This is a genomic window from Allobosea sp. Root381, assembly GCF_001429395.1.
Lineage (GTDB): Bacteria > Pseudomonadota > Alphaproteobacteria > Rhizobiales > Beijerinckiaceae > Allobosea.
The window spans coordinates 149,192-174,336 of record NZ_LMJT01000009.1; the positions used below are offsets into that span (position 1 = coordinate 149,192).

Below are 25,145 nucleotides of genomic sequence, written 5' to 3' on the forward strand. Positions count from 1 at the left end.
GTGCCGCTATTTCAGCGCGACGACGAGCAGCAGCAACACGAGAACCAGCGCGATCAGCTTGAGGCTCCAATTGATCCGGCCGAGCTGGTCGGCAGCTTCGTCGAGAGGGGACACGCTGTCGTCCTGGTGCGGCGCAACTGCTGGTGCGGCGCCGCGCCAGTCCAGCGTCTCGATCAGGCCGCGCGCCGGGGCGCTATTGCGGCCATCGGCCTCGAGGCCGAGATGCCAGGCGACCGGCATGCCCGGCACCGCCTCGCGCTCGTTCTCCCGCACCCAGAGGCTGGTCATGGCGGAGAGCGACAGCACCTGCGCCGCGCCCGACAGGATGTCCCGCTTCAGCGCCTCGAACACCATGGACGGCGCGTAGATCTCGGCGAAGAAGCCACTCTCCTCGCCTTCGCCCTCTCGGAAGCCGAGCAGCAGCAGGATGCGCCCGTCCTCGCTGCCAGCGAAGGGGCGAACGGTCAGCGAAATGTCCCTGGCCTCGCCTGCGGCACCGGCGCGATGGAGGCTGTCGCCGCTGAGCGACGCCCGCCCGAGGATGCGGGCGGCGTTCTCGATCCGGCCTTCTCGGCTGGCGAACCCACCGACGAGCTGCAGGTTCTCAGCACTCAGTCGCAGATGCCTGCCAAGCCCCTGTGCGAAACGCGTCGCAACGCCTTCGATCGTCATCAGCCCCTGGGCCATGGCGACCCGCCGCGTCACACCTGTTTCGTCCATTGCCCCTCAGCCCTGTTCCGACGGTCAGGATAGCAGTTCATCCGGCAGGCGCCAGACGAAGCCGGCCTGCGCGATGGTCGCATGGCGCGCCAGAGCGGGGCTTGCGTGGCCTTGCGACGCCGTCGCTTCCCGCTTGGTGCATGGCACGCCACGCCATGGCCGGGTTGTCATGTCTTTCCCGTAGGCCTAGAGCGGCTCTCCAGGGGCTCATGATCAAAATCCATTCGCCGCCGGGCGGATGTTTCCCTCTCGACAGGCTGCAATGACCGACGCTTCTCAACCTGCCGGGCCCCGCCACGGCATGAGCTTCCGTTCCTTCGTGGCGCTGATGGCCGCGCTGATGGCGGTAAACGCGCTCGCGATCGATTCGATGCTGCCGGCGCTGCCCCAGATGGCCGAGGCACTCGGCATCGCCGGCGCCAATGAGCGGCAGTGGATCATCACCGCCTATCTGCTCGGATTCGGCGTTGCACAGATCGTCTACGGCACCTTGTCGGACCGTTTCGGCCGCAGGCCGATCCTGCTGTTCGGGCTCGTGGTCTATGTCGTCGCCAGCGTCGCCGCCGCTTTTGCCGGTTCCTTCGAGGCGATGATGATGGCCCGCGTCGTCCAGGGCGTCGGCGCGGCGGCGACCCGCGTCCTTGTCGTCTCGATCGTGCGCGACTGCTATTCCGGCCGCGATATGGCCCGCGTCATGTCGCTGGCGATGATCGTCTTCCTGGCCGTGCCGATCCTGGCGCCCTCGGTTGGCCAGGCCATTCTGTTCGTCGCGCCCTGGCGCTGGATCTTCGGCGTGCTCACGCTCTTCGGCGCGCTGGTGATGCTCTGGGTGGTGTTGCGGCTGCGCGAGACGCAGGCGCCGGAGGACCGCGAGCCGATCGCGGTCGCGACGGTGCTGGCCGCCTTCCGCCTGACGCTGACGACGCGGCTCGCCGTCGGCTACATGTTGGCGATGGCCTTCGTGCTCGGCGGGCTCTTCGGTTTCATCAACTCGGCCCAGCAGATATTCGTCGACGTCTTCGAGGCGCCGGAATGGTTCACCACCATCTTCGCGCTGATCGCGATGGGCATGGCGGTGGCGTCGCTGCTCAATGCCCGCATCGTCGGCCGCCTCGGCATGCGGCGCGTCTCGCATGGCGCGCTGCTGGCCTATATCGCACTGACCGGGGCGCATGCGCTGCTGGCGCTGTCAGGCCACGAATCGCTCTGGAGCTTCGCCGCCTTCCAGGCGGGGGCGATGTTCTGCTTCGGGCTCGTCGCACCGAATTTCGGCGCGATGGCGATGGACCCGCTTGGCCATGTCGCCGGCACGGCCTCCTCGGTGCAGGGCTTCGTCACCACGATCGGCGGCGCGCTGCTCGGCTTCTTCATCGGTCAGCGTTTCGACGGCACGGTTGTGCCGATCACGCTCGGCTTCGTGCTCTGTGGTATCGCGGCGCTGGCAGTGGTGCTGGTAGCAGAGAGGGGACAGCTGTTCCGGCCGGCCGCGGGCCGCGGCTAGATCGACAAGCGTCTTAATCAGGCGCGACCGCGTCAACTCGTCGTCTTGCCGGGGAATCGGTCCGGCCGCAGCCTGGACGTGAGGGGCCTTAAGCCCCCTGGCCGCCGCCCTGTGGCGGCGGGCATGCCGAAGAATCGTCTACAGGTCAGTTCAGATCGAGAGAGATTCACGTCGGCTCGGGAAGCGACGCCGCTTTTTCCGCCTCCCGCAGACGGCCCGTCTTACGAAGTCTTGAGATTGACCGCAGCCGACTTGCCGGTCTTGCGGTCGGCCTCGAGATCGTAGCTGATCTTCTGGCCCTCGTTCAGACCGCGCAGCCCCGAGCGCTCGACGGCACTGATATGAACGAAGATATCGCTGCCGCCCTGATCGGGGGTGATAAATCCGTAGCCCTTGGTCTCGTTGAACCACTTCACGGTACCGGTGCTCACATGCTGTCCCTTCAGTCTGGATACAGTCCGACACATGCCGGACCGGCGACACTGTAGGAGGCAATCCGCGCCGGTTGCAATGGCGCGCCGCACAACGGCTTTTGCAACCGCGAATGGGTGGCCGTTCCTGCCGGCCCCGGCATTCGCGCATCCTGGCCCGGCGTGCAGGCTCTTGCCCAAGGACGGCTGCTCGCCCATGAACGGAGCCGACAAGCATCGACGGAGCGCCTCGCCATGACGAACTACGTGATCGACCCGCCGGCCGTTACGGCAATTCCGGTGGCCGGCGGCGGCTTCTTTCCGGTGCGCCGCGTCTTCTGCGTTGGGCGCAACTATGCCGAGCATACCCGCGAGATGGGCGGCGATCCCGATCGCGAGGAGCCCTTCTTCTTCAGCAAGCCGGCCGATGCGCTGCTGATCAACGGCGCCGACATGCCCTATCCGACCAAGACCCAAGACCTCCACCACGAGATGGAGCTGGTCGTGGCGATCGGCACCGGCGGCAAGGATATCGCCGAGGCCGACGCGCTGTCGCATGTCTTCGGCTACGGCGCCGGCCTCGACATGACCCGCCGCGACCTTCAGGCCGCCGCCAAGAAGGCCGGCCGGCCGTGGGACATGGCCAAGGGCTTCGATTTCTCCGGCCCTGTCGGCGAGATCGCACCGGCGAGCCGCATCGGCCACCCGGCGGCCGGCAAGATCGAGCTCATCGTCAACGGCGTGCCGCGCCAGAGTTCGGACCTCGCCAAGCAGATCTGGAACGTGCCGGAGACGATCGCCTATCTCTCGGGGCTGGTCGAACTCGCCCCCGGCGACCTGATCCTGACCGGAACGCCCGAGGGCGTCGCCGCCGTGGTGCGCGGCGATGTGCTCGAAGGCGAGATCGCCGGCGTCGGCACGGTCCGCACCCGCATCGTCTGAAACTCCGCCAGCCACAGCCATATTAGCCGAAAGCCAAATTCCATGACCACTCTCACGGCCGACGCCTCCGGCGTCTTCCCGATCGCGCCCACCCCCTTCAACCCGGACGGCACGCTGGACTGGGCCTCGACCGAGAAGCTCTTCGCCTTCTATGACGAGATCGGCTCGGACGGCACCACCGTGCTCGGCATCATGGGCGAGGCGCCCAAGCTCGAGCCGGAGGAATCGCTCGGCATCGTCAAGCGCGCGGTGGCCGGCATGCCGGGCAAGCCGGTGATCGTCGGCGTCTCGGCACCGGGCTTTGCCGCGATGCGTACGCTGGCGCGCCAGTCGATGGAGCTCGGCGCCGCCGCGGTGATGATCGCACCGCCGCCTTCCCTGCGCACCGACGACCAGATCACCGGCTATTACGCCCAAGCCGTCGAGGCTATCGGCGCCGACATCCCCTTCGTCATCCAGGACTATCCGCTGACGCTCTCGGTTATCATGACGCCGGCGGTGATCCGCAAGATCGTCGCCGACAACCCCTCCTGCGTGATGCTGAAGCACGAGGACTGGCCGGGCCTGGAGAAGATCTCGACGCTGCGCAAGTTCCAGCAGGACGGCAGCCTGCGCCCGATCTCGATCCTCACCGGCAATGGCGGGCTCTTCCTCGACTTCGAGATGGAGCGCGGCGCCGATGGCGCGATGACCGGCTACGCCTTCCCCGAGCTTCTGATCGACGTCGTGAAGCTGCAGCAGGCCGGCAAGCGCGACGAGGCACACGACATCTTCGACGCCCATCTGCCGCTGATGCGCTACGAGCAGCAGCAGGGCGTCGGCCTCGCCGTGCGGAAATACACGCTGATGAAGCGTGGCATCCTCAAGAGCGACGCGCAGCGCAAGCCGGGCTCGTCGATCACCGCCGCCGCGAAGGCCGAGGTGGATTACCTGCTCTCGCGCGTCGCAAAGGTCGATAAGCGCGCGAAAATCTGAAAGCCGTTTCGTTGACCGGCAGGGCGCAGGCGCGCCCTGCCGCGAGGGGCAGCGTTCGTATCAATGCCCCTTATGCGCGCCGTGGTCGGCGCCGCGCGCGCCGACGGCCTCGACCCTGAACTCGACCTCGACGGTCCCGGCCTTCTCGAAGGCCAGCGTGCCCTTGACGCTGTCGCCCTGCTTCAGAGGCTGCTTCAGCTCCATGAACATGATGTGGTAGCCGCCGGGCTTGAACTCGACCTTGGCGCCGGCCGGGATCGCCACGCCGCTTTCCAGCGGGCGCATCGTCATCACGCCGTTGTTCAGCGCCATTTCGTGGATCTCGGTGCGTCCGGAGATCGTCGGGGCCGAGATCGAGACGAGCCGGTCGGCTTCGGTCCCGGTGTTCTCGATGGCGAGATAGCCGCCTGCAACCTTGGCGCCGCCCGGCGTCGCACGGCTCCAGGGGTGATCGATCTTGAGCGCGCCGGCCTTGTAGTCATGGGCGAGCGCTGCACCGCCGAGAGGAATTGAAAGCGAGAGTGAGAGCGCAAGCGCTGCGAGGATGGATTTGGTCATGGGTCTGTCCCGATCCGGTCAGGGCGTCGATGCGCCCATTGGAAAACCGCGGTGCCTCGGCCGGTGCCGACGGCGCAGCCGCGTAAGAGGCAAGGCTCAGATCAGCGTGGGAGCGGCGGGCGGTGCGCGCGAGGGCGGCAGGCCGAGGATCGACGAAGGCGCGGCAGCCTGCGCGTGCAGGATTTCCGCCGAGACCGCGGCCGCCATCCTGACGACGCCGATATGCGTGGGGCGGCTGGGACAGGCGAAGACGGGGCCGAGCGGGCAACCCTTGCAGTGCAGGACTTCGCCCGTCGGTTCCTGCGCCGGCGTGCCCGCGGACTCACCCGGCAGGGCCAGGCCGGAACACAGCACCGCACCGTCAAAGACGTTATGAGCGCCGGCCGGCGCGGGCGCCAGCCCCGCTGCCAGCAGCGTCAGCGCATAGGCCACTGCAAGCCAGGCTCCGAGCACGGAGCGGCGCAGTCGTCCCAGCAGAGGCGCATCGACCGTCATGCGCGCAGATGGCGCCGAGGGGGCGGCAGCGTCAAGCTGCGGCGGTGCCGCAGGCAGCCTCGCCGCCTCGCCGGAGAATTATTTTCTCCACCGCCCCATCATCCCGGCAGGCTCGTCTGCTCTCGTTCGTTTTTTTAAAAGAACGATCGAGTTGACAAACAGGACGATCTCTATCAGATTGCGGCTTGTCACCTGGCATTGCCGGGCGGCCGCGGGGATTTGAGCGAGCAGCTTGCGCCGCGTCACCAAACGCTAAAGCGCCACGACGTGGTCGTGGGCTCCGATAGCCAGGAGACGAACATGACCGATACGACCCTTCACCAGATCCCATCGCTGACCCTGCTTGCCGGCTGCTGTTGTCGACTCTGATCCTGCCGTGAAAGCCGCGCACGACGCGCGGCATCCCGATCCAGTTCCATCAGATGTCCGAAAGCGCCGCTTGAGCGGCGGGAGCACAGTCATGAGCCAATCTCAGCACGAAGACGGCAGGCAGGCCCAGGGTGGCCGCCAGGCCCAAGATCGCCAAGCCTATGTCATCGAAGTCGGCGAGACGCAGGCGGGTCTCGTCAGCCGCAACGGCAGCGAGCGCTATTTCACCTTCATCGCCGCCTCGGCCCGCTTCAACCCGCTCGACGGCCATCGCTTCGCGACGCCGGGTGCGGCCGAGCTGGCTGCCCGACAGCTTGCAACCCCGCGTCGCGGCTATGCCATGCGGCTGGCGTCCTGACGATGCCCACCGCGACGCCTATGCGCCGGCAGCGATCCGGCCGGTTTCAGTCCTGAGGTCATGATGAACGCTCCCGTCAAGCCCGATGCCTTCCGCGTCGGCGCCGGCCTGTTGCCGGTCTCTCCCCCGCCGATCATCCGCTTCGAGCAGATCGGCAAGGCCTATCCCGGCCGTGGCGCTCAAGGCGCCGTCACGGCCCTGACGGGCATCGATCTCGACGTGCCGAAGGGCGTCATCGTCGGCGTGATCGGCCGCTCCGGGGCCGGCAAGTCGACGCTGATCCGGCTGGTCAACGGGCTCGAGCGCGCGACCGAAGGCCGCCTCCTGATCGATGGCGAGGATGTCACCGGCCTCACCGAGGCGGGCTGGCGCAGCCGCCGGCGCGCGACCGGCATGATCTTCCAGCATTTCAACCTGCTCTCATCGCGCACCGTCTTCGACAACGTCGCGCTGCCGCTGGAGATTGCCGGCACGCCCAAGGCGGAGATCGGGGAGAAGGTGACGCGGCTGCTTGATCTCGTCGGCCTCACCGACAAGCGCGGACGCTATCCTGCGGAACTCTCCGGCGGCCAGAAGCAGCGCGTCGGCATCGCCCGGGCGCTGGCGACCGATCCGAAGGTGCTGCTCTGCGACGAGGCGACATCGGCGCTCGACCCCGAGACGACCAAGGCGATCCTCGACCTGCTGAAGCAGGTCAATCGCGATCTCGGCATCACCATCCTGCTGATCACCCACGAGATGCCGGTGATCAAGGAAATCTGCGACCGCGTCGCGGTGATCGAGGACGGCCGGATCGTCGAGGAGGGCGATGTCTTCTCGGTGCTGACCCGTCCGAAGCACCCCACTACGGCGCGCTTCGTCGAGGCGGTCACCGGCGTCGAGGTGCCGGCCTATCTCGCTGGCCGCATCCACGAGCAGGCCCGCCCGGGCGACGACACCGTGCTGCGCATCACCTTCACCGGCGAGAACGCGACGGCCCCGGTCATCAGCCGCCTGAGCTCGACCATCGGCGTCGACGTCAACATTCTCGCCGGCCGCATCGACGCCATTGCCGGCAAGCCCTTCGGCAGCCTGCTCGTCTCGGTGCCGACCCGCGAGCCGGAGCTCGCAGCCATCCTCGGCGCGCTCAACAGCCTCGAACTCAAGGCGGAGGTCATCGGCCATGTTTCCTGAGATCATCTCGCCCCAGATCCTCGCGCTGATCGTCCAGGCGACGCTTGACACGCTGCAGATGGTCGCGATTGCGGCCTCGCTCGGCACGCTATTCGGCCTGCCGCTCGGCGTCTTCCTGGCGACGAGCAAGCGCGGCGAGCTCTTCGCGGCGCCAGTGACCAACGCCGTGCTCGGCACGCTGGTCAACGCCACGCGCTCGACGCCCTTCATCATCCTCGTCGTCGCGATCATCCCCTTCACCCGCCTGATCGCCGGCACCTCGATCGGCACCCAGGCCGCGATCGTGCCGCTCACCGTCGCCTCCACTCCCTTCATCGCGCGGCTGATCGAGGGCGCGATCCGCGAGGTCGACCAGGGCCTGGTCGAGGCGGCGCGCGCCATGGGGGCGACGCCGGTGCAGATCGTCCGCAAGGTGCTTGTGCCGGAGGCGCTGCCGGCCATCGCGCTCGGCCTGACGCTTGCGGTCGTCAGCCTGATCGGCTTCTCGGCCATGGTCGGCGCTGTCGGCGGCGGCGGGCTCGGCGATCTCGGCATCCGCTACGGCTACCAGCGCTTCATGCCCGAGGTCATGGCCGCCGTCGTTGCCGTGCTGATCGTCCTGGTCCAGGCCGTCCAGAGCATCGGTGACCGCCTCGCCCGCCGCCTCAACAAGCGCTTGCGTCACGCCTGAGCGTCGCTTTTCAATCCCGGATCGAGACTATTGCCATGACTTTCACCACACGCCGCGCCGCTCTTGGCCTGTCCGCCGCGCTTCTGACCGGCCTTGCCGTCCCGGCCTTCGCCCAGCAGGCGCAAATCGTCCGCGTCGGCGTGACCCCCGGCCCGCATGCCGAGATCGTCGAGCAGATCAAGCCGATCCTCGCGAAGAGGGGGTATGAGTTGAAGGTCTTCGAGTTCTCCGACTTCGTTATCCCGAACCAGGCGCTCGACATCGGAGATCTCGAGGCCAACGCCTTCCAGCACCAGCCCTATCTCGACAATCAGGTGAAGGATCGCGGCTTCAAGATCGTCAGCGTCGCGACCACCGTGAACTTTCCGATGGGCATCTATTCGACCCGCTACAAGAGCTGGGCGGAGGTGCCGGACGGCGCCACGATCTCAATCCAGAACGACCCGACCAATGGCGGCCGCGCCCTGCTCCTGCTGCAGGACAAGGGCGTGCTGAAGCTCAAGGACGGCGTCGGCTTCAAGCCGACCGTCGCCGACATCGTCGAGAACCCGAAGAAGCTCAAGGTCCTCGAGATCGACGCCGGCCAGACCGTGCGCTCGCTATCGGATGTCGCGGCAGCCGCGATCAACACCAGCTATGCGGTGGACGCCAAGATCGATCCGGCCTCGGCGATCCTGCGCGAGGCGCCGAAGGGCCCCTATACCAACCTGATCGCGGTGCGCGCCGCCGACAAGGACAAGCCCTGGGTCCAGGCGCTGGTCGAGAGCTACCGCTCGCCCGAGATCAAGGCCTTCGTCGCCGAGCGCTTCAAAGGCTCGATCCTGCCGACCTGGTGAGCCGAACCATTTCCCAACTCCGTTCCAGACAGGACAAGGCCATGCTGAACCGCCGTCATTTCGCCCTCGCCGCCGCCGGCCTCGTGCTCGGCCTCCACGCTCCCGCCATTGCCCAGCAGAACCAGGTCGTCCGCATCGGCGTCTCGCCCGGCCCCCACGCCGAGATCCTGGAGCAGGTGAAGCCGCTGCTCGCCAAGAAGAGCATCGAGCTGAAGATCGTCGAGTTCTCGGATTATGTCGTGCCAAACCAGGCGCTCGACGCCGGCGAGCTGGAAGCCAACTCGTTCCAGAACCAGCCCTATCTCGACAACCAGGTGAAGGATCGCGGCTTCAAGATCGAGAGCGTCGGGCTGACCGTGAACTTCCCGCTCGGCATCTACTCGTCGAAGTACAAGAGCTGGGCCGAGGTGCCGGACGGCTCCTCGATCGCGATCCAGAACGATCCGACCAATGGCGGGCGCGCGCTGCTGCTGCTGCAGGACAAGGGCGTGATCAAGCTGAAGGATGGCGTCGGCTTCAAGCCGACGGTCGCCGACATCGTCGCGAATCCGAAGAAGCTGAAGATCATCGAGGTCGAGGCCGCGCAAACCCCGCGCACGCTGGCCGATGTCGCAGCCGCCTCGATCAACACCAACTATGCCGTCGATGCCAAGATCGAGCCGACCTCGGCGATCCTGCGCGAGGACCCGAAGGGTCCGTACGTCAATCTGATCGCGGTCCGCACCGTCGACAAGGACAAGCCCTGGGTCAAGACGCTGGTCGAGACCTACCACACCCCCGAGATCAAGGCCTTCGTCGCCGAGCGCTTCAAGGGCAACGTCCTCGCCGGCTGGTAATTTCCTTCCTCCCCACCTGACCGGTCACGGCCAGGCACCTGCCCCGGATGCGCACGCACCCGGGGCTCTTTCTTGGGCTCAGCCGCCGATCTTCCCGAAGGCGAAGAACTGCGTCTCGCCGGAGGAGCCGTCGACGCCGTCATTGTCGGTGACGACGAAGAGGTTGCCGGCCGTGTCCACCGTCATGCCCTCGACCTTGTCGAGCCCATAGCCGCCGAGCTTCATCAGGTCAGGCGTGAGGTCGCGGAACTGCGTTTTCGTGACCGTCGGGATCTCGGCCGCGCCGATCGCGGCCGGTTTCAGCCCCTTCACAGAGAAGGTCTGGATCGTCTTCGAGGCCTTGGCGCCGAAGACGTTGTCGCGCTCGACCACGGCGAAGCGGTCGTCGCCGAGGAAGACGAGTTCGGACAGCCCCATCCAGGCCCCCTGCGCCGCCTGGCTCAGCGGATAGTGCAGCACGCCCCATTCCTTGCTGGCCGGCTTGTAGGACAGGATCTTGGCCTTGCCCTTCGGATCGTCCTTCCATTCGCGCTGGACGGCGATCCAGACGGTCTCGTCGGCGCCGGAGCCGGTCACCGCGACGCCCTCGAAGCCGAAGCGCAGAGCATGCTTGGCCAGCGCTTCAGGCAGCAGGATCTCCTCCTCGACCGCGCCTGCGGCAGAGACGCGCAACAGGATGTCGGCCAGCGGCGCGTCCTTCTTCTCGGGGTTGCCCTCCGAGGCGAGCCAGAAACCGCCGCCGGGGCGCGTCGCGATGCCTTCGAGGTCGTAGGCCGCAGGCTTGCCGTCCTTCGTCACCGTCAACCCGCGGGTGATGCGGGCCGGCTTCTGTGTCGCGTCGATCTCGAGGATGCGCGAGGGCTTGTAGGCGCTGTCGGTGATCGCGAACAGCTTGCCCGGGGCCGTCTGGTCGGCGGCGAGGCCGGACAGAGCCCCCCAGCCGATCGGCAGGCCGTTCTCGTCCTGCGGCTGGATGGTCGGGTAGGCGGCCGGGCCCTCGCTGCGGCGATAGATCATCACGGCCGAACGCGCGCCGCCCTTCTCGCCGACATCGGTCTCGGAGGCCGAGACGAAGAGGCCGCGCTGCGGGATGGCGAGCAGGCCCTCCGGGCCGATGCCGGTCGGGAGAGCCTGCAGATAGCGCGGCGCCTTGCCCGGGCCCTCGTCCTTGTAGACCAGCACCAGCGAGGCGCGCTCCAGTCCGACGAAGATCAGCCGGTCATTACCATAGGTGCCGACCTCGATGCCCTCGGGCTCGCTGCCCTTGGCGGCGGAGCGGAGCTCCGGATAATGCCCGAGGCGCATCGCGATATGATCGACGCTGGAGCCGGCGTCGAATTCGACGGTGCCGTCCTTGCGGAAGATCGAGAAGCCGCGCGAACCGCCCTTCCAGTCGCCCTCATTCGCAGTGACGAAGCGGTCATTGTCGATCCAGCGCACAGCGTCGGGCTCGCGCGGGACGCCCTTGAGCTCCTCGGTCGGCTTGATCTGGCCGTCGCGGGTCTTGTCGATGTCCTTGAGATCGACGGTGCCGGCCGGGAAATGCGACACCACCTTGCCGGTCTTGGAATCGACGACGGCGATGTGGTTGTTCTCCTGCAGCGTCACCACGACGAGGCCGTCGGCATTGGCGTCGACGAATTCGGGCTCCGGGTCGGTCGGCTCGACCGCGGCGATCCCGGTCAGGTCGATCGCCTGGCGCGAGGCGCAGTCGATCGCGCCGTCCTTGATGCCGATCATCGTGAGGTTGCCGGCGGGCAGCTGGGGCAGGGCGCCCTTGTTCAGCTTCTCGTCGCGCTCGTTCTCGATCGCGATGACGACCTTGCCCTTGTCCTTGGTCAGCGTCACCGCATCCGGCTGGCCGCCGAGCTCGCATTTCGCCACGACGGCCTTGGTCTTCAGGTCGATGGTGGCAAGGTGCCCGGCCGGCTCCTTGAAGTTGTCGCCCGAGGTCACGACCGCGACGAAGGCCTTGTCGCCGAGGATCGTCACCGAGGTCGAGTCGCCGTCAAGCGGCACGAAGGCGGCCGGCTTGGGCTGCGCCGGATCGGTGATGTCGATCAGTCCGAGCCCCTTCTGTTCGCCGTCGGTATAGGCGAGCAGCATGCCGTCCTCGCTAGCGGCGATGATCTCGGAGACGGTCTTCTTCGACGCGTCGCGGTCGGCCGGCAGGTTGAGTGGCGGCGAGAAGGTGGCGATTCGGTTGAACAGGGGCTCGGCGGCGGCGGTGCCGCCGAGGAGCGCAGTCGCGAGAGCCGCGAGGACGAGGGGTTGGCGCATCGGTCGATCCGATCTCTGGGGTGGAATCGGCCATCCGCTAGAGATCGGAGACGACAGTCTCGTGACAGTGCCGCGCCGGCCCTTTTCAGCACGGCTCTCCGGCCGGCGTCACCGCTTGCGAGCGGCCGAGCCCGAGGATTTCGAGCCCGGTCACAATGCCGACCGCCGCCGCCTGCGCCAGCACGAAGGCGATGCCGAGGCCGGTCGGCGAAAACCAGCCCAGCAGCAGGATGGCGAGGCTGTCTGCGACCCAGAGGATATTGATGCCGACGACGGCGAGGATGGCGGCGCGCGGCAGGCTCTCTCGCCGGCTGAGCAGCGCCAGCGCGGCGGCGCAGGGCAGCAGCACGAGGCCTGCGCCACGCAGGAACATCTCGGGCAGCCCTAACGGCGCGCCCAGCATCGGTGCGGCGGCGGCGAGCAGGAGCCCCATGCCGGCGCAGGCTGTGGCGTCGATTGCGAGGGCGTTCTGCAGCAGGCGGGAGGAGCGGATCATCGACATGGCGGTTCTCCTTGAGATCGGGCCGCGAGCGGCCTGTGGTCGATGGCGTGGATGCTGCAGGCCCCCGGGCGTCGCGTCGATTAAGCGGGAGGTAATTGGAAACGCGCCGCCCGTGCCGTTAGCTTCAGGCCCATGACAGCAAACCAGACCCCGCGCATCGGCGCCCTGATCCGCGACTGGCGGCAATTGCGCCGCTTCAGCCAGCTCGACCTCGCCCTGGAGGCCGAGATTTCGCAGAAGCATCTGAGCTTCATCGAGAGCGGCCGCTCCCGGCCGAGCCGGGAGATGGTGCTGCAACTGGCCGAGCATCTCGCCGTGCCGCTGCGCGAGCGCAACGCCCTGCTCTTCGCCGCCGGTTATGCGCCGGTCTATCGCGAGCGCCCGCTCGAGGATCCGTCGCTCGCGGCGGCGCGGCAGGCCATCACCCTCATCCTCGACGGCCACGAGCCCTATCCGGCACTGGCCGTCGACCGGCACTGGACGCTGCTGGCGGCCAACGAGGCCGTCGTCAGGCTGCTCGGCCATGTCGTCGATGCCGAATTGCTGAAGCCGCCGGTCAATGTGCTGCGCCTGTCGCTGCATCCAGGTGGGCTCGCGCCGGCCATCGTCAACCTGCCGGAATGGCGCGGCCATCTTCTGGCGCGGCTGCGCCAGCAGGTCAGGGCGACGGCCGATGCGACGTTGGCGGCCTTGCTGAGCGAACTGCAGGATCTGCCCGGGCCGGCCGGGGCGGAAGCGGCGCACGCAGAGGAGTTGGAGGATGCGGCGATCGTCGTGCCGCTGCGCCTGCGTATCGGCGACGGCGTACTCTCCCTGATCTCGACGACGACGGTGTTCGGGACGCCGGTGGACGTCACCCTGTCGGAGCTGGCGCTCGAGACCTTCTTTCCTGCCGATGCGGCGACCGCCGAGCGCTTGCGCGGGCTTGCGGCGAATGGCGGCGGACACGCCTGAAGAAAGCCTTGGAACCTTCTTCCGGGACGCCGGTTATTGCCGCGGAAGCCGCTGCGGCGGCACGAAATTCGGCAGAAGGATCAGGATCATGGGCAGCACCACTGACAAGATCAAGGGCATGGCCAATGAGGCCGCCGGCAACGTCAAGCAGGCCGCCGGCAAGGCACTGAACAAGCCCGAGCTCGAGGCCGAGGGCTTCGCTCAGGAGCGCAAGGGCGAAGCCCAGCAGGCGCTCGGCAAGGGCAAGGACGCCGTCAAGAAAGTGGTCGACAAGGCCTGATTTCGATCAGAGCCTGACCAAGAACGGGCCGCTCCGGGCGGCCCGTTTTTTTGTGCTCAGGCGGCTCCGCCGATGCCGCCGAGGAATTCCTTGACCCGGCCGAAGAAGCCGGCGGTCTCGGGATGGGTCGCGCCGGAGCTTTCGCGCTCGAATTCCTGCAGCAGCTCGCGTTGGCGCGGCGTCAGCTTCTGGGGGGTTTCGACCAGGACCTGGATGTAGAGGTCACCGACCTCGCGCGAGCGCAGCACGCTCATGCCTTTGCCCTTGAGGCGGAACTGCTTGCCGGTCTGCGTGCCTTCCGGGATCTTCACCCTGGCCTGCTCGCCGGTTAGCGTCGGCACCTCGATCTCGCCCCCCAGCGCCGCCGAGGTCAGCCCGAGCGGCACCCGGCAGAACAGGTCGGCCCCGTCACGCTGGAAGATCGCGTGCGGCTTGATCGAGAGGAAGATGTAGAGATCGCCCGCAGGCCCGCCGCGCAGGCCGGCTTCGCCCTCACCGGCAAGCCGGATGCGTGTGCCGTCCTCGACGCCCGCCGGGATGTTGACCGAAAGCGTGCGCTCGCGGGTGACGCGGCCGGCGCCATGGCAATTCTTGCAGGGGTCGTCGATGATCTCGCCGCGGCCGGCGCAGGTTGGGCAGGTGCGCTCGACGGAGAAGAAGCCCTGATTGGCGCGCACGCGCCCATGGCCGCCGCAGGTCGGGCATTGCCGGCTCTTCGAGCCGGGCTTGGCGCCGGCGCCCGAGCAGACCTCGCAGGATACCGAGGTCGGCACCCGGATCGAGGCGTTCTTGCCGGAGAAGGCTTCCTCCAGCCCGATCTCGAGATTGTAGCGCAGATCGGCGCCGCGCTCGCGGCCATTGGCGCTGCGCGGCCCGCCGCGCCTTGCATCGCCGAAGAAGGAATCGAAGATGTCCGACATGAAGTCGGAGAAGTCGGGATTGCCGCCGGCGCCGCCGCCGTTCTCGAAGGCCTGGTGGCCGAAGCGGTCATAGGCCGCGCGCTTCTGGCCGTCGGAAAGGACCTGATAGGCCTCGTTGATCTCCTTGAACTTGATCTCGGCGTCCTTGTCCCCGGGGTTCTTGTCGGGGTGGTGCTGCATCGCGAGCTTGCGGAAGGAGCCCTTGAGCTCGACCTCCGTCACGGTCCGGCTGACGCCGAGGATTTCGTAGTAGTCGCGCTTGGACATTGGCCAGCAGCCCTATGGTCACCTTGACGCGCCATGGCCGGGCATGAGCCCGGCCATGGCCTGTCGTCTTTTGTCACCGTGGCCGGCCGGCGGTCTTGAGACCCGCCCGGCCACGCTTGGTGAGCGCCTCAGGCGCTCTTCTTCTTGTCGTCTTCGCTGACGTCCTTGAAGTCGGCGTCTATGACGTCGTCCTTCTTGGCGTCGGCCTCGGCCGTCTCGCCATCGGCGGCACCGGCCTCGTTCTGGCTGGCGGCATACATCGCCTCGCCGAGCTTCATCGAAGCCTGCATCAACTCCTGCGTACGGGCCTGGATGGCTTCGGCGTCTTCACCGGCCAGCGCAGCCTTGAGCGCGTCGAGCGCGGTCTCGATCGCCGTCCTGTCGGCGGCCGAGACCTTGTCGCCATAGTCCTTCAGCGACTTGTCGGTCGAGTGGACCAGGCTTTCGCCCTGGTTCTTGGCCTCGACCATCTCGCGGCGCTTCTTGTCCTCTGCGGCGTTGGCTTCCGCGTCCTTGACCATCTTCTCGATGTCGGCGTCGGAAAGACCACCCGAGGCCTGGATGCGGATCTGGTGCTCCTTGTTGGTGGCCTTGTCCTTCGCCGTCACCGAGACGATGCCGTTGGCGTCGATGTCGAAGGTCACCTCGATCTGCGGCATGCCGCGGGGCGCCGGCGGAATCCCCATCAGATCGAACTGGCCGAGCATCTTGTTGTCGGCCGCCATCTCGCGCTCGCCCTGGAAGACCCGGATCGTCACCGCGCCCTGGTTGTCCTCGGCGGTGGAGAAGACCTGGCTCTTCTTGGTCGGGATCGTGGTGTTGCGGTCGATCAGGCGCGTGAAGACACCGCCCAGCGTCTCGATGCCGAGCGAGAGCGGGGTCACGTCGAGCAGCAGCACGTCCTTGACGTCGCCCTGGAGAACGCCGGCCTGGATCGCGGCGCCGATGGCGACGACCTCGTCCGGGTTGACGCCCTTATGCGGCTCCTTGCCGAAGAACTGCTTCACGACCTCCTGGACCTTCGGCATGCGGGTCATGCCGCCGACGAGAACGACCTCGTCGATCTGACCCGCCGAAAGACCGGCATCCTTGAGCGCCTTCTTGCAGGGCTCGATGGTGCGCTGGACGAGATCGTCGACCAGGCTCTCGAACTTGGCGCGCGAGAGCTTGATGGCGAGGTGCTTGGGGCCCGAGGCGTCCGCCGTGATATAGGGCAGGTTGATCTCGGTCTGGGCCGTGGTCGAGAGCTCGATCTTTGCCTTCTCGGCAGCTTCCTTCAGGCGCTGCAGGGCGAGCTTGTCCTTCTTCAGGTCGATGCCCTGCTCGCGCTTGAACTCCTCCGCCAGGTACTCGACCAGGCGCATGTCGAAGTCCTCGCCGCCGAGGAAGGTGTCGCCATTGGTCGACTTCACCTCGAACACGCCGTCGCCGATCTCGAGGATCGAGACGTCGAAGGTGCCGCCACCGAGGTCATAGACCGCGATCGTGCCGGCCTGCTTCTTGTCGAGGCCATAGGCCAGCGCAGCGGCCGTCGGCTCGTTGATGATGCGCAGCACCTCGAGGCCGGCGATCTTGCCGGCATCCTTGGTGGCCTGGCGCTGGGCGTCGTTGAAATAGGCGGGGACCGTGATGACGGCCTGGGTGACGGCGGCGCCGAGATAGGCTTCCGCGGTCTCCTTCATCTTGGTCAGCGTGAAGGCCGAGATCTGCGACGGCGAGTAGTCCTTGCCGTCGGCCTCGACCCAGGCATCTCCCGAGGAGGCCTTCTTGATCTTGTAGGGGACGAGCGACAGGTCCTTCTGCGTCATCGGATCCTCGAAGGTCCGGCCGATGAGGCGCTTGATCGCGAAGAAGGTACGCTCCGGATTGGTGACGGCCTGGCGCTTGGCCGGCTGGCCGACAAGGCGTTCGCCGTCATCCGTGATGGCGACGATGGAAGGCGTGGTGCGCGCGCCTTCCGAGTTCTCGATGACCTTCGGCGTAGAGCCTTCCATTACTGCGACGCAGCTGTTGGTCGTGCCGAGGTCGATGCCGATGACTTTACCCATGGATGGGATCCCTTTTCGATTAGCAGATCGCCGGCCGGTGACGCATGTCGCGCCGCCTGCCGGCCCATGGACCGGATCGCCCCCGCTCCAGCGGCGAACGAACCGGCATTCCACGTTTGACGGTGGTTAAACCGCCCCTTGGCGGCGTATATAGTGAGGGTGTTCCCGCCCTTGCAAGACAGGCGAGCCGATTAAGCATAAGGCGCTGCCGCCGCTTTCTGCCGGTACGGTTGGCGTCGCCGGCGCGGCTGCTCAAAGCGGCGAAGTGTTGCGGCTATGCTCTTGCGCGCTGCGCAGCGGCATTTCATGCAATTAGAATTGTTGCAGTCCAGGCGGCCGCCCTTGAACCGACCGATTCATTGCGCTCTTCGCCTCACCACCCTGCTCCTTGCGGGCTGGGTTCAGGCCGTTGCGGCGCAGCCATTGCAGCTGCCGGGAGCGCAGCCCTTCAATGCGCCGGGCGCACAGCAGGCGGCGCCCTCCTCGGGCCTGCCGGCCGCCCCGCGCCAGCCTTCCATGCCGACGATCAAGGTCGCGGGCGAGGATGCCGTCATCGGCCGCACGCTGCGGCACAATGGCGGCCCGGGCGAAGCCGTCTTCGAGAAGACCGCGACGGGCTTCGGGCTGAAACTCACCGCAGACGGCTTCCAGGCGGATAACCTGCTCGAGCCCTGCGCCGTCTCCTTCGGGCCGGCGCCCGTGCCGGTCACCTCGCTCGGCCGTCCCGCGGGCGTGCCGCGCTACCGGCTCGAGGCCTCGATCTGCCCGATCGTCTTCGATGTGCTCGACGGCGCCTTCCTGGTGGTCGAGCCGGCGCAGCCCTGCATCGTCGAGGCCGCGGCCTGCCGCATCGATCCGCGCGGGCTCTGGGGCCCTGATGCGCGCACGCTCGCGCCGCAGGCCAAGGAACTGGAACGCGCGCGCGGCGCGGCCGAGCGCGCGGTGCGCGAGGGCTACCGCACGCTGACCGCCAAGGCGGATCCGGTCGAGCAGCGCACCATCGCCCGCGAGCAGGCGGGTTTCTCCGCGGAGCGCGAACTGGTCTGCCGCGATTTCCAGCGCGAGGGCCAGTTCGGCTTCTGCGCCCTGCGCCTCACCGAGGCCCGTGCCGCCTCGATCCGCGCGCGGCTCGGCCTCGCCAGCGAGCCGGCCAAGGCCGCCGCCAAGCCGCGGCCGCGCCAGGCCCAGCCCAAGCCGGGACCGCTGCAACTGACGCCGCAATAGACGGACGAGCACGTGCCTGCGGCGGCGGTCTCCCACGATCCGCGGCCATATCGCGCATCGCCTTCACCGCTTCGTCACTGCCTTGTCATTGGCGTCATCGGCTAGGATAGGGCATCTGCTCGGCTGAGACCGAGCCGAGAGGAAGGCGACGAGACGATGGCTTCGACCCCGACGGGACGTTTTTGGCGCCAGGCGGTGCTAGCGATGGCGCTGGTTGCGCCGGGGCTGTCCTGGGCTGCCGAATCCACCGCCGTCACCACGCCGCGTGTCGCAGCGACGCTGCTTTCCAGCCGCGATGCGGTCGCTCCCGGGGAGCGCTTCCAGGTCGCTCTCGTCCAGAAGATCGCGCCGGGCTGGCACACCTATTGGCGCAATCCGGGCGATTCCGGCGAGGCGACCCAGATCGCCTGGACCCTCTCGCAGGGCGCGACGGCCGAAACCATCCAGTGGCCGGCGCCGAAGGCGATTCCCGTCGAGCCGCTGGTCAATTTCGGCTTCGAGGGCACCGTGCTGCTGCCGGTCGAGATCGCGGTGCCGCAGGATGCGAAACCGGGCGAGCGCCTGACCCTGAAAGCGGATGCGACATGGCTGGTCTGCGAGAAGATCTGCATTCCCGAGGAGGGCGCCTTCACGCTCGACTTGCCCGTCGCAGCCGAGGCCGTCGTCGACGAGGCGGCGCAGGTGCGCATCGAGGCCGCCCGCGCCGCATTGCCGACGCCTGCCGGCTTCAAGGGCCGGATCGCCGCCGATGGCGAAGGGCTGGTGCTGGCGCTGCCCGGCCTCACGACCGCCCCGGCCGACCTTCGCTTCTTCCCGGTGTCGGACACGCTGATCGACCATGCCTCAGTGCAGGCCGCTTCGGCCGGGGCCGACGGCACGGTGCTGCGGCTCGCACGCTCGAGCGCCTTCAAGGTCGAGAGCGCCGAGGTCGAGGGCGTGCTGACCTACAGCGAAGGCGGCGCCATGCGAGCGCTCGCCTTTGTCGCCGCGGTCGATCCGGCCCTGGCCGCTGCCGCGCCGGCACAAGCGGCTGCGCCTGCGGTCGCGACGATCCCGCTCCCGGTTGAAGGCGCAGGGCTGACATTCTGGGCCGCGCTGGTTTTTGCCTTCGCCGGCGGCCTGATCCTCAATCTGATGCCCTGCGTGCTGCCGGTGCTCTTCATCAAGGCGCTCGGCTTCGCCCAGCTCGCCCAGGCCGGCCGGTCCGAGGTCCGCGAGCAGGGCCTGCTCTTCCTGGCTGGCGTGCTCGCGACCTTCATGGTCCTCGCCGGCATCGTGGTGACGCTGGCCGGCCTCGGCTCCAGCGTCGGCTGGGGCTTCCAGTTGCAGTCGCCGCCGCTGGTGATCGCCTTGGCAGTGGTGATGACGCTGATCGGCCTCAACCTGCTCGGCGCCTTCGAGATCGGGACGTCGGCCGCCGGTGTCGGCCATGGCCTCGCCAGCCGTGGCGGCCGCCTCGGCGCCTTCATGACCGGTGCGCTGGCGGTGATCGTCGCAACGCCTTGCACGGCGCCCTTCATGGGCGCGGCGATGGGCTATGCGGTGACGCAGCCTCCGGCGCTGGCGCTCGCGATCTTCCTGGCGCTGGCGCTCGGCTTCGCGCTGCCGGTGGTGGCACTCTCCCTCGCGCCCGGCCTGCTGCGCCTGCTGCCCAAGCCCGGCCGCTGGATGCTGATCCTGAAGCAGGCCTTCGCTTTCCCGATGTTCGCCACCGCGATCTGGCTGATCTGGGTCGCCTCCGTGCAGGCGGGTCCAGGCGGCGTGCTGGCTGCGCTCGCCGCGGTGCTCGCCGCTGGCTTCATCGTCTGGCTCGTCGGCGTGATGCGCGGCACGGGGCGGGGCCGGCTCGTTTCCTCGGCGTTGTCGGTGCTCGTCGCCTTCGGTGCCGGCTGGTTCGTCCTTCAGAACGCGGTACCCGCTGCTACGACGACGCAGGCGCAGGCCGGCGGCATTCAGGCCTGGTCGCCCGAGCGTGTCGCCGCGCTGCAGGCGGAGGGGCGGCCGGTCTTCGTCAACTTCACCGCCGCCTGGTGCATCACCTGCCTTGCGAATGAGCGCGTCGCCCTCTCGCGCCAGGAGGTGACGGACGCCTTTGCCGCGCTGAACGTCGCCTATCTCAAGGCTGACTGGACCAACCGCGACAGCCAGATCGCCCAGGCGCTGGCCGAGCAAGGCCGCGCCGGCGTGCCGCTCTATCTGTTCTATCCGGGCACGAAGGGGGCTCCGGCCGAGGTGCTGCCGCAGCTGCTGACGGCGGACATGATGGTTCAGGCCGCCCGCCGTGCCGCCGCCAAGGAGGCCAGGACCGCCTCGCGCTAGCCCGGACTAACCGTTCACCACCGAAGACCGCCTAACGACAGGAGACAGACGTGAAAGCCAATCTGACCCGCCAGACTTTCATCGCCGGCCTCGCCATTGCTGGTTTCTCGCTCGCAGCCGGATCGGCCCTGGCCCAGCCCGCCGCCAAGATCGGCGCTCCCGCCCCGGCCTTCGAGGCTGTGGATGCCGACGGCAAGCCACGCCAGCTCTCCGAATTCGCCGGCAAGACGGTGATCCTGGAATGGACCAACCATGATTGTCCCTATGTGCGGAAGCACTACAACAGCGCCACCATGCAGAACCTGCAGAAGGACATGGCCAAGGACGGCGTGGTCTGGCTCTCGGTCGTCTCGTCGCCGGTCGGCGAGCAGGGCCATGTCGACGGCGCCAAGGCCAAGGAGCTGACGGCCAGCCGCGATGCCGCACCAGCCGCCGTGCTGCTCGACCCGAACAGCAGGATGGCCCGCGCCTATGGCGCGACCACGACGCCGCACATGTACGTCATCGATCAGAAGGGCACGCTCGCCTATATGGGCGCGATAGACGACAAGCCGTCCGCCAGCGCGTCCAGCCTGAACGGCGCCAAGAGCTATGTCCGGCAGGCCATGGCCGAAATCAAGGCCGGCAAGCCGGTGTCCGAGGCGAGCACCAAGGCCTATGGTTGCGCGGTGAAGTATGCGCCGTTGAGCTGAGGCCCCGAGAGGTCGTCATGGTCGGGCTTGACCCGACCATGACGTGCCTGGCCATCTGAGGAGATTCTCGGGCTGGAGCTTCACTCCGCCCGAGATTGACGCTCACACCCGTCCGAGCCTTACGCCTGTCTTCATGTCGAACACATGCACGCGGTCGGGGTCGACGGTGATCCAGATCCGGCCCGCCTGGGCCGAGACCGCATCGGTCGCCGTCTGCATCACGAAGGGCTTGCCGGCGAGCTGGCCGTGGAAGAGCTGCGTCGCCCCCAGTTCCTCGATGAACTCGACGTCGAAGGGCAGCGAGCCCGCCTCTCCCTCGGAGACGATCTCGATGTCTTCCGGCCGCAGGCCGACCTCGACGGGCAGCTGGGCGGGAAGATCCTGGCGCAGGTCGCGTGCCTCCAGGATGGCGTCGCCCAGCGCCACGATACCGGGGCCGTCGATCGTGCCGGGCAGCAGGTTCATCGGCGGCGAGCCGATGAAGGTCGCCACGAAGGGGCTCGCCGGCTTCCTGTAGACCTCGGCCGGCACGCCGATCTGCTCGATCTGGCCGCCATTCATCACCACGAGCTTGTCCGACAGCGTCATCGCCTCGACCTGGTCATGCGTGACGTAGATCGAGGTAACGCCGAGCGCCCGCTGCAGCTTCTTGATCTCGACGCGCATCTGCACGCGGAGTTTTGCGTCGAGGTTCGAGAGCGGCTCGTCGAACAGGAAGACTTGTGGCTTGCGCACGATGGCGCGGCCCATGGCGACGCGCTGGCGCTGGCCGCCCGAGAGCTGGCGCGGTCGCCGCTCCAGCAGCCCCTCGATCGCGAGGATGCGCGCGGCTTCCTTCACGCGCTTGTCGATCTCGTCCTTGGGCGTGCCGCGGTTGCGCAGGCCATAGGCCATGTTGTCGTAGACGCTGAAATGCGGATAGAGCGCGTAGTTCTGGAACACCATGGCGATGTCGCGGTCGGCCGGGCCGATCTGGTTGACGACGCGGTCCCCGATCGAGACCTCGCCGGCCGAGATCGTCTCGAGCCCGGCGACCATGCGCAGCAGGGTGGACTTGCCGCAGCCGGACGGGCCGACCAGCACGCAGAACCCGCCGTCGGGAATGTCGAAGGACACGCCCTTAACGGCCTCGACGCCGCCGGGATAGATCTTCTTGACGTTGGTGAGGGTGACCTGGGCCATCGGCGAATTATTTCTCGGTTTCGACCAGGCCCTTCACGAAGAGCCTCTGCATCAGGATGACGACGAGCACCGGCGGCAGCATCGCCAGCATGGCGGTGGCCATGGCGAGCTGCCATTCGGTGAGCGCGTCGGAGGTCACGATCATCTTCTTGATGGCGATGACGATGGTCTGCATCGAGTCCTTCGTCGTCACCAGCAGCGGCCAGAGATACTGGTTCCAGCCATAGATGAACTGGATCACGAACAATGCCGCGATCGTGGTGATCGAGAGCGGGACGACCGTGTCCTTGAAGAATTTGAACGCGCTGGCGCCGTCGATCTTCGAGGCCTCCAGCAACTCGTCGGGGATCGTCATGAAGAACTGGCGGAACAGCAGCGTTCCCGTCGCGGAGGCGATCAGCGGCACGGCGAGGCCCTGATAGGTGTCGAGCATGCCGAGGTCGGAGACGACCTTGAAGGTCGGGAAGATGCGGACCTCGACGGGCAGCATCAGCGTCACGAAGATGATCCAGAACGCCGCCATCCGGAACGGGAAGCGGTAATACACCACCGCATAGGCCGAGAGCACCGAGATGAAGATCTTCCCGAGCGCGATCGCCATCGCCATGATGAAGGAGTTCAGCATCATGCCGAGCACCGGCTCGCGCGTGGTGCTCGAGGTTCCGATGAACAGGATGCGGTTGTAGTTCTCGAAGAAATACGGGCCCGGATAGAGCGGAAGCTTGCCGTTGATGATGGTCGCGGCATCCCAGGTCGAGGCGACGAAGGTCAGCCAGACCGGGAAGGCGACGATCAGCACGCCGATCGTCAGGATGACATAGGCGATCGCGTCGCCCAGGCGGCGGTCCTCGACCATCAGCGCAGCCCTCCGCCGTCACGCAGCAATGCCGCCAGCGCCTCGGCCGAGGCCTCTATGAAGTCGCGGCCCTTCCCGGCGCTCGCCCGGCGGGCATCGCCGATCACGCCGGTCTCGGTCCTGTCGCGAAACGTGCTGTAGCGATTGACGTTCGGGTCCATCGCCGCGACGGGATCGGAATCGGCCAGGCCGAACGCCTCCGGCAGCCGGTCGCCGCGGACGAGATCGGGCGCGATCGCCAGCATCATCGAGGTCTCGACCTCGCAGGCATGCTGCACGCCGGTCTGGTCCTCCATGAACGGCGCCATCCCGTCCCGGGCCAGCATGAAATAGGTCGTGGCGGTGACGCGCAGCGTCGTCTCGCGGGCGAAGTCGGGCAGGAAGGCGGTGAGCGCGGCGATGTTGCCGCCATGCCCGTTGACGATCACGACGCGGTGGAAGCCGTGGCGCTCGATGCTCTTGAGCAGGGCCAGCAGCACGGCGCGATAGGTCGGGATGTCGAAGGTGAAGGTGCCGCCGAAGGCCATGTGGTGCTCGGCCATGCCGCACCACAGCGTCGGCGCCACCACGATCTCGCGGTCGCGCGCCTTCTCGGCCGCCAGCTTGCAGACGGCGCCGCACAGCACAGTGTCGACGCCGACCGCCAGATGCGGTCCGTGCTGCTCCATCGAGGCGACGGGCAACACGACGAGCGCATCGCCGGCCGCCTTGCTCCGCAACTCCTCGGCGGTGAGTTCCTGCCAGAGAACCGACGTCATCAGTAGCTGACCCTGCGTTCGATGAAGCGGAACTGGATCGCCGTCATCGCGATGACCATCACCAGCAGCACGACCGACTGCGCCGCCGAGCCGCCGAGATTGGAGCCGCCCTTGCCGTCGGAATAGACCTTGTAGACCAGCGTCTCGGTCGCCCCCGAGGGGCCGCCCCCGGTCATCGTGTCGATGATGCCGAAGGTGTCGAAGAACACGTAGACGATGTTGACGACGAGCAGGAAGAAGGTCGTCGGCGAGAGCAGCGGGAAGACGATCGTCCAGAAGCGCCGCACCGGCCGCGCGCCGTCGATCACGGCGGCCTCGATCACGCTCTTGGGAATCGACTGGAGGCCGGCGAGGAAGAACAGGAAATTGTAGCTGATCTGCTTCCAGGTCGCGGCCATGATCACCAGCAGCATCGCATCGTTGCCGTTGAGGCGCGGGTTCCAGGCGATGCCGAGAGACTGCAGCCCGCGCGCCAGCATGCCGAGCGACGGGTCGAACATGAAGATCCAGAGCACGCCGGCGACTGCAGGCGCCACCGCATAGGGCCAGATCAGCAGGGTCTTGTAGGCTTCGGCGCCGCGGATCTGCCGGTCTGCCATCACCGCGAAGAGCAGCGCCAGCGACAGCGAGAACACGCAGACGAAGGTCGAGAAGATCGCCGTATTGATGAAGGCGCGCAGATAGCCCGGATCGGCGAAGAGCGTGGTGTAGTTCTCGAACCAGACGAACTGCGTCGAGGTGCCGAAGGCGTCTTCCAGCAGGAAGGACTGCCAGACGGCCTGGCTCGCCGGCCAGTAGAAGAACACGATGGTGATGGCCAGCTGCGGCAGGAGCAGCATCAGCGGGACCGTCAGGCCGTGGAAATAGGCGTTCTTCTGCATCAGATCGCTTTAGTTCACGCCGCCGTCGTCCCGGGCGACCGCAGGGAGACCCGGGATCCATGCCTGAACCGTTCCGGCATGGATCCCGGGTCTTCGCTTCGCTGCGCCCGGGATGACGCAGCGTGGTGTGTTACGTCAA

General features: G+C 67.3%; 25 protein-coding genes. 13 read left to right on the forward strand and 12 right to left on the reverse strand.

Features of this window, described 5'->3' with window-relative positions; genetic code table 11:
* Positions 1-6 precede the first annotated feature (6 nt).
* Positions 7-720 (reverse strand): hypothetical protein, encoded by a 714-nt coding sequence (locus ASE63_RS10155; protein ID WP_056800469.1) that lies wholly within the window; start codon positions 718-720, stop codon positions 7-9.
* A gap of 262 nt (positions 721-982) precedes the next feature.
* On the opposite strand from ASE63_RS10155, the gene ASE63_RS10160 reads away from it, so the two are divergent.
* A complete protein-coding gene (locus ASE63_RS10160; RefSeq protein ID WP_244491360.1) occupies positions 983-2,221 on the forward strand; it encodes a multidrug effflux MFS transporter in 1,239 nt (412 codons plus the stop codon).
* Between the two features lie 221 nt (positions 2,222-2,442).
* Here the strand turns inward: ASE63_RS10160 and ASE63_RS10165 are convergent, their stop codons facing one another.
* Positions 2,443-2,652 (reverse strand): cold-shock protein, encoded by a 210-nt coding sequence (locus ASE63_RS10165; RefSeq protein ID WP_056800475.1) that lies wholly within the window; start codon positions 2,650-2,652, stop codon positions 2,443-2,445.
* A 234-nt stretch (positions 2,653-2,886) separates the two neighbouring features.
* Here ASE63_RS10165 and ASE63_RS10170 point away from each other — a divergent pair, with 234 nt between their 5' ends.
* Both ASE63_RS10170 and ASE63_RS10175 read left to right on the forward strand, forming a co-directional pair.
* Positions 2,887-3,573 carry a fumarylacetoacetate hydrolase family protein gene (locus ASE63_RS10170; RefSeq protein WP_056800478.1) on the forward strand — a complete coding sequence of 229 codons (687 nt, stop codon included), beginning with the start codon at positions 2,887-2,889 and terminating at the stop codon, positions 3,571-3,573.
* A 42-nt stretch (positions 3,574-3,615) separates the two neighbouring features.
* On the forward strand, positions 3,616-4,548 hold the full coding sequence (locus ASE63_RS10175) for a dihydrodipicolinate synthase family protein (RefSeq protein ID WP_056800481.1): 933 nt from the start codon (positions 3,616-3,618) through the stop codon (positions 4,546-4,548).
* 60 nt (positions 4,549-4,608) lie between these two features.
* On the opposite strand, the gene ASE63_RS10180 is transcribed toward ASE63_RS10175, so the two are convergent.
* Both ASE63_RS10180 and ASE63_RS10185 read right to left on the reverse strand, forming a co-directional pair.
* Entirely contained in the window at positions 4,609-5,106 is a 498-nt protein-coding gene (locus ASE63_RS10180) for a copper chaperone PCu(A)C (protein WP_056800484.1), read from the reverse strand.
* A 96-nt stretch (positions 5,107-5,202) separates the two neighbouring features.
* Positions 5,203-5,601, reverse strand: coding sequence for a hypothetical protein (locus ASE63_RS10185; protein ID WP_056800487.1), 399 nt, complete (start codon positions 5,599-5,601; stop codon positions 5,203-5,205).
* A 460-nt stretch (positions 5,602-6,061) separates the two neighbouring features.
* Here ASE63_RS10185 and ASE63_RS10190 point away from each other — a divergent pair, with 460 nt between their 5' ends.
* From ASE63_RS10190 to ASE63_RS10210, 5 genes are all read left to right on the forward strand, one after another.
* Positions 6,062-6,328: a hypothetical protein gene (locus tag ASE63_RS10190; protein WP_082609807.1), complete on the forward strand. Its 267-nt coding sequence runs from the start codon at positions 6,062-6,064 to the stop codon at positions 6,326-6,328.
* 63 nt (positions 6,329-6,391) lie between these two features.
* Positions 6,392-7,501 (forward strand): methionine ABC transporter ATP-binding protein, encoded by a 1,110-nt coding sequence (locus ASE63_RS10195; RefSeq protein WP_056800672.1) that lies wholly within the window; start codon positions 6,392-6,394, stop codon positions 7,499-7,501.
* A 4-nt stretch (positions 7,502-7,505) separates the two neighbouring features.
* Entirely contained in the window at positions 7,506-8,171 is a 666-nt protein-coding gene (locus tag ASE63_RS10200) for a methionine ABC transporter permease (RefSeq protein WP_056800674.1), read from the forward strand.
* Positions 8,172-8,206: 35 nt separating this feature from the next.
* Complete coding sequence (locus ASE63_RS10205; RefSeq protein WP_056800490.1) at positions 8,207-9,007, forward strand: MetQ/NlpA family ABC transporter substrate-binding protein; 801 nt, start codon at positions 8,207-8,209, stop codon at positions 9,005-9,007.
* A 41-nt stretch (positions 9,008-9,048) separates the two neighbouring features.
* Positions 9,049-9,843, forward strand: coding sequence for a MetQ/NlpA family ABC transporter substrate-binding protein (locus tag ASE63_RS10210; protein WP_056800494.1), 795 nt, complete (start codon positions 9,049-9,051; stop codon positions 9,841-9,843).
* A gap of 78 nt (positions 9,844-9,921) precedes the next feature.
* Here ASE63_RS10210 and ASE63_RS10215 read toward each other — a convergent pair whose 3' ends face one another.
* Both ASE63_RS10215 and ASE63_RS10220 read right to left on the reverse strand, forming a co-directional pair.
* Positions 9,922-12,123 (reverse strand): esterase-like activity of phytase family protein, encoded by a 2,202-nt coding sequence (locus ASE63_RS10215; RefSeq protein WP_056800497.1) that lies wholly within the window; start codon positions 12,121-12,123, stop codon positions 9,922-9,924.
* A gap of 85 nt (positions 12,124-12,208) precedes the next feature.
* A complete protein-coding gene (locus ASE63_RS10220) occupies positions 12,209-12,625 on the reverse strand; it encodes a hypothetical protein (RefSeq protein ID WP_056800500.1) in 417 nt (138 codons plus the stop codon).
* 132 nt (positions 12,626-12,757) lie between these two features.
* On the opposite strand from ASE63_RS10220, the gene ASE63_RS10225 reads away from it, so the two are divergent.
* Both ASE63_RS10225 and ASE63_RS10230 read left to right on the forward strand, forming a co-directional pair.
* Positions 12,758-13,579, forward strand: coding sequence for a helix-turn-helix transcriptional regulator (locus ASE63_RS10225; RefSeq protein ID WP_056800502.1), 822 nt, complete (start codon positions 12,758-12,760; stop codon positions 13,577-13,579).
* An 88-nt stretch (positions 13,580-13,667) separates the two neighbouring features.
* Positions 13,668-13,859, forward strand: coding sequence for a CsbD family protein (locus ASE63_RS10230; RefSeq protein WP_056800676.1), 192 nt, complete (start codon positions 13,668-13,670; stop codon positions 13,857-13,859).
* A 56-nt stretch (positions 13,860-13,915) separates the two neighbouring features.
* On the opposite strand, the gene dnaJ is transcribed toward ASE63_RS10230, so the two are convergent.
* On the reverse strand, positions 13,916-15,046 hold the full coding sequence (gene dnaJ, locus ASE63_RS10235; protein WP_056800505.1) for a molecular chaperone DnaJ: 1,131 nt from the start codon (positions 15,044-15,046) through the stop codon (positions 13,916-13,918).
* A 128-nt stretch (positions 15,047-15,174) separates the two neighbouring features.
* Entirely contained in the window at positions 15,175-17,094 is a 1,920-nt protein-coding gene (dnaK, locus tag ASE63_RS10240) for a molecular chaperone DnaK (RefSeq protein WP_056800508.1), read from the reverse strand.
* 342 nt (positions 17,095-17,436) lie between these two features.
* Between dnaK and ASE63_RS10245 the strand changes: the two genes are divergently transcribed.
* From ASE63_RS10245 to ASE63_RS10255, 3 genes are all read left to right on the forward strand, one after another.
* Entirely contained in the window at positions 17,437-18,318 is an 882-nt protein-coding gene (locus tag ASE63_RS10245) for a hypothetical protein (RefSeq protein ID WP_156410288.1), read from the forward strand.
* Between the two features lie 156 nt (positions 18,319-18,474).
* Positions 18,475-20,637 (forward strand): protein-disulfide reductase DsbD domain-containing protein, encoded by a 2,163-nt coding sequence (locus tag ASE63_RS10250; RefSeq protein ID WP_082609808.1) that lies wholly within the window; start codon positions 18,475-18,477, stop codon positions 20,635-20,637.
* A 50-nt stretch (positions 20,638-20,687) separates the two neighbouring features.
* Positions 20,688-21,329: a redoxin family protein gene (locus tag ASE63_RS10255; RefSeq protein ID WP_056800515.1), complete on the forward strand. Its 642-nt coding sequence runs from the start codon at positions 20,688-20,690 to the stop codon at positions 21,327-21,329.
* A gap of 102 nt (positions 21,330-21,431) precedes the next feature.
* On the opposite strand, the gene ASE63_RS10260 is transcribed toward ASE63_RS10255, so the two are convergent.
* From ASE63_RS10260 to ugpA, 4 genes are read right to left on the reverse strand one after another with little or no spacing between them, the layout of a single operon-like run.
* Positions 21,432-22,511: a sn-glycerol-3-phosphate import ATP-binding protein UgpC gene (locus tag ASE63_RS10260; RefSeq protein WP_056800517.1), complete on the reverse strand. Its 1,080-nt coding sequence runs from the start codon at positions 22,509-22,511 to the stop codon at positions 21,432-21,434.
* Positions 22,512-22,518: 7 nt separating this feature from the next.
* Positions 22,519-23,367: a sn-glycerol-3-phosphate ABC transporter permease UgpE gene (gene ugpE, locus ASE63_RS10265; protein ID WP_056800519.1), complete on the reverse strand. Its 849-nt coding sequence runs from the start codon at positions 23,365-23,367 to the stop codon at positions 22,519-22,521.
* Positions 23,367-24,125, reverse strand: a complete 759-nt coding sequence (locus ASE63_RS10270; protein WP_056800522.1) for a creatininase family protein — start codon at positions 24,123-24,125, stop codon at positions 23,367-23,369. The genes ugpE and ASE63_RS10270 overlap by 1 nt, the downstream gene beginning before the upstream one ends.
* Complete coding sequence (gene ugpA, locus ASE63_RS10275; protein WP_056800524.1) at positions 24,125-25,006, reverse strand: sn-glycerol-3-phosphate ABC transporter permease UgpA; 882 nt, start codon at positions 25,004-25,006, stop codon at positions 24,125-24,127. The genes ASE63_RS10270 and ugpA overlap by 1 nt, the downstream gene beginning before the upstream one ends.
* Between the last annotated feature and the right edge of the window lie 139 nt (positions 25,007-25,145).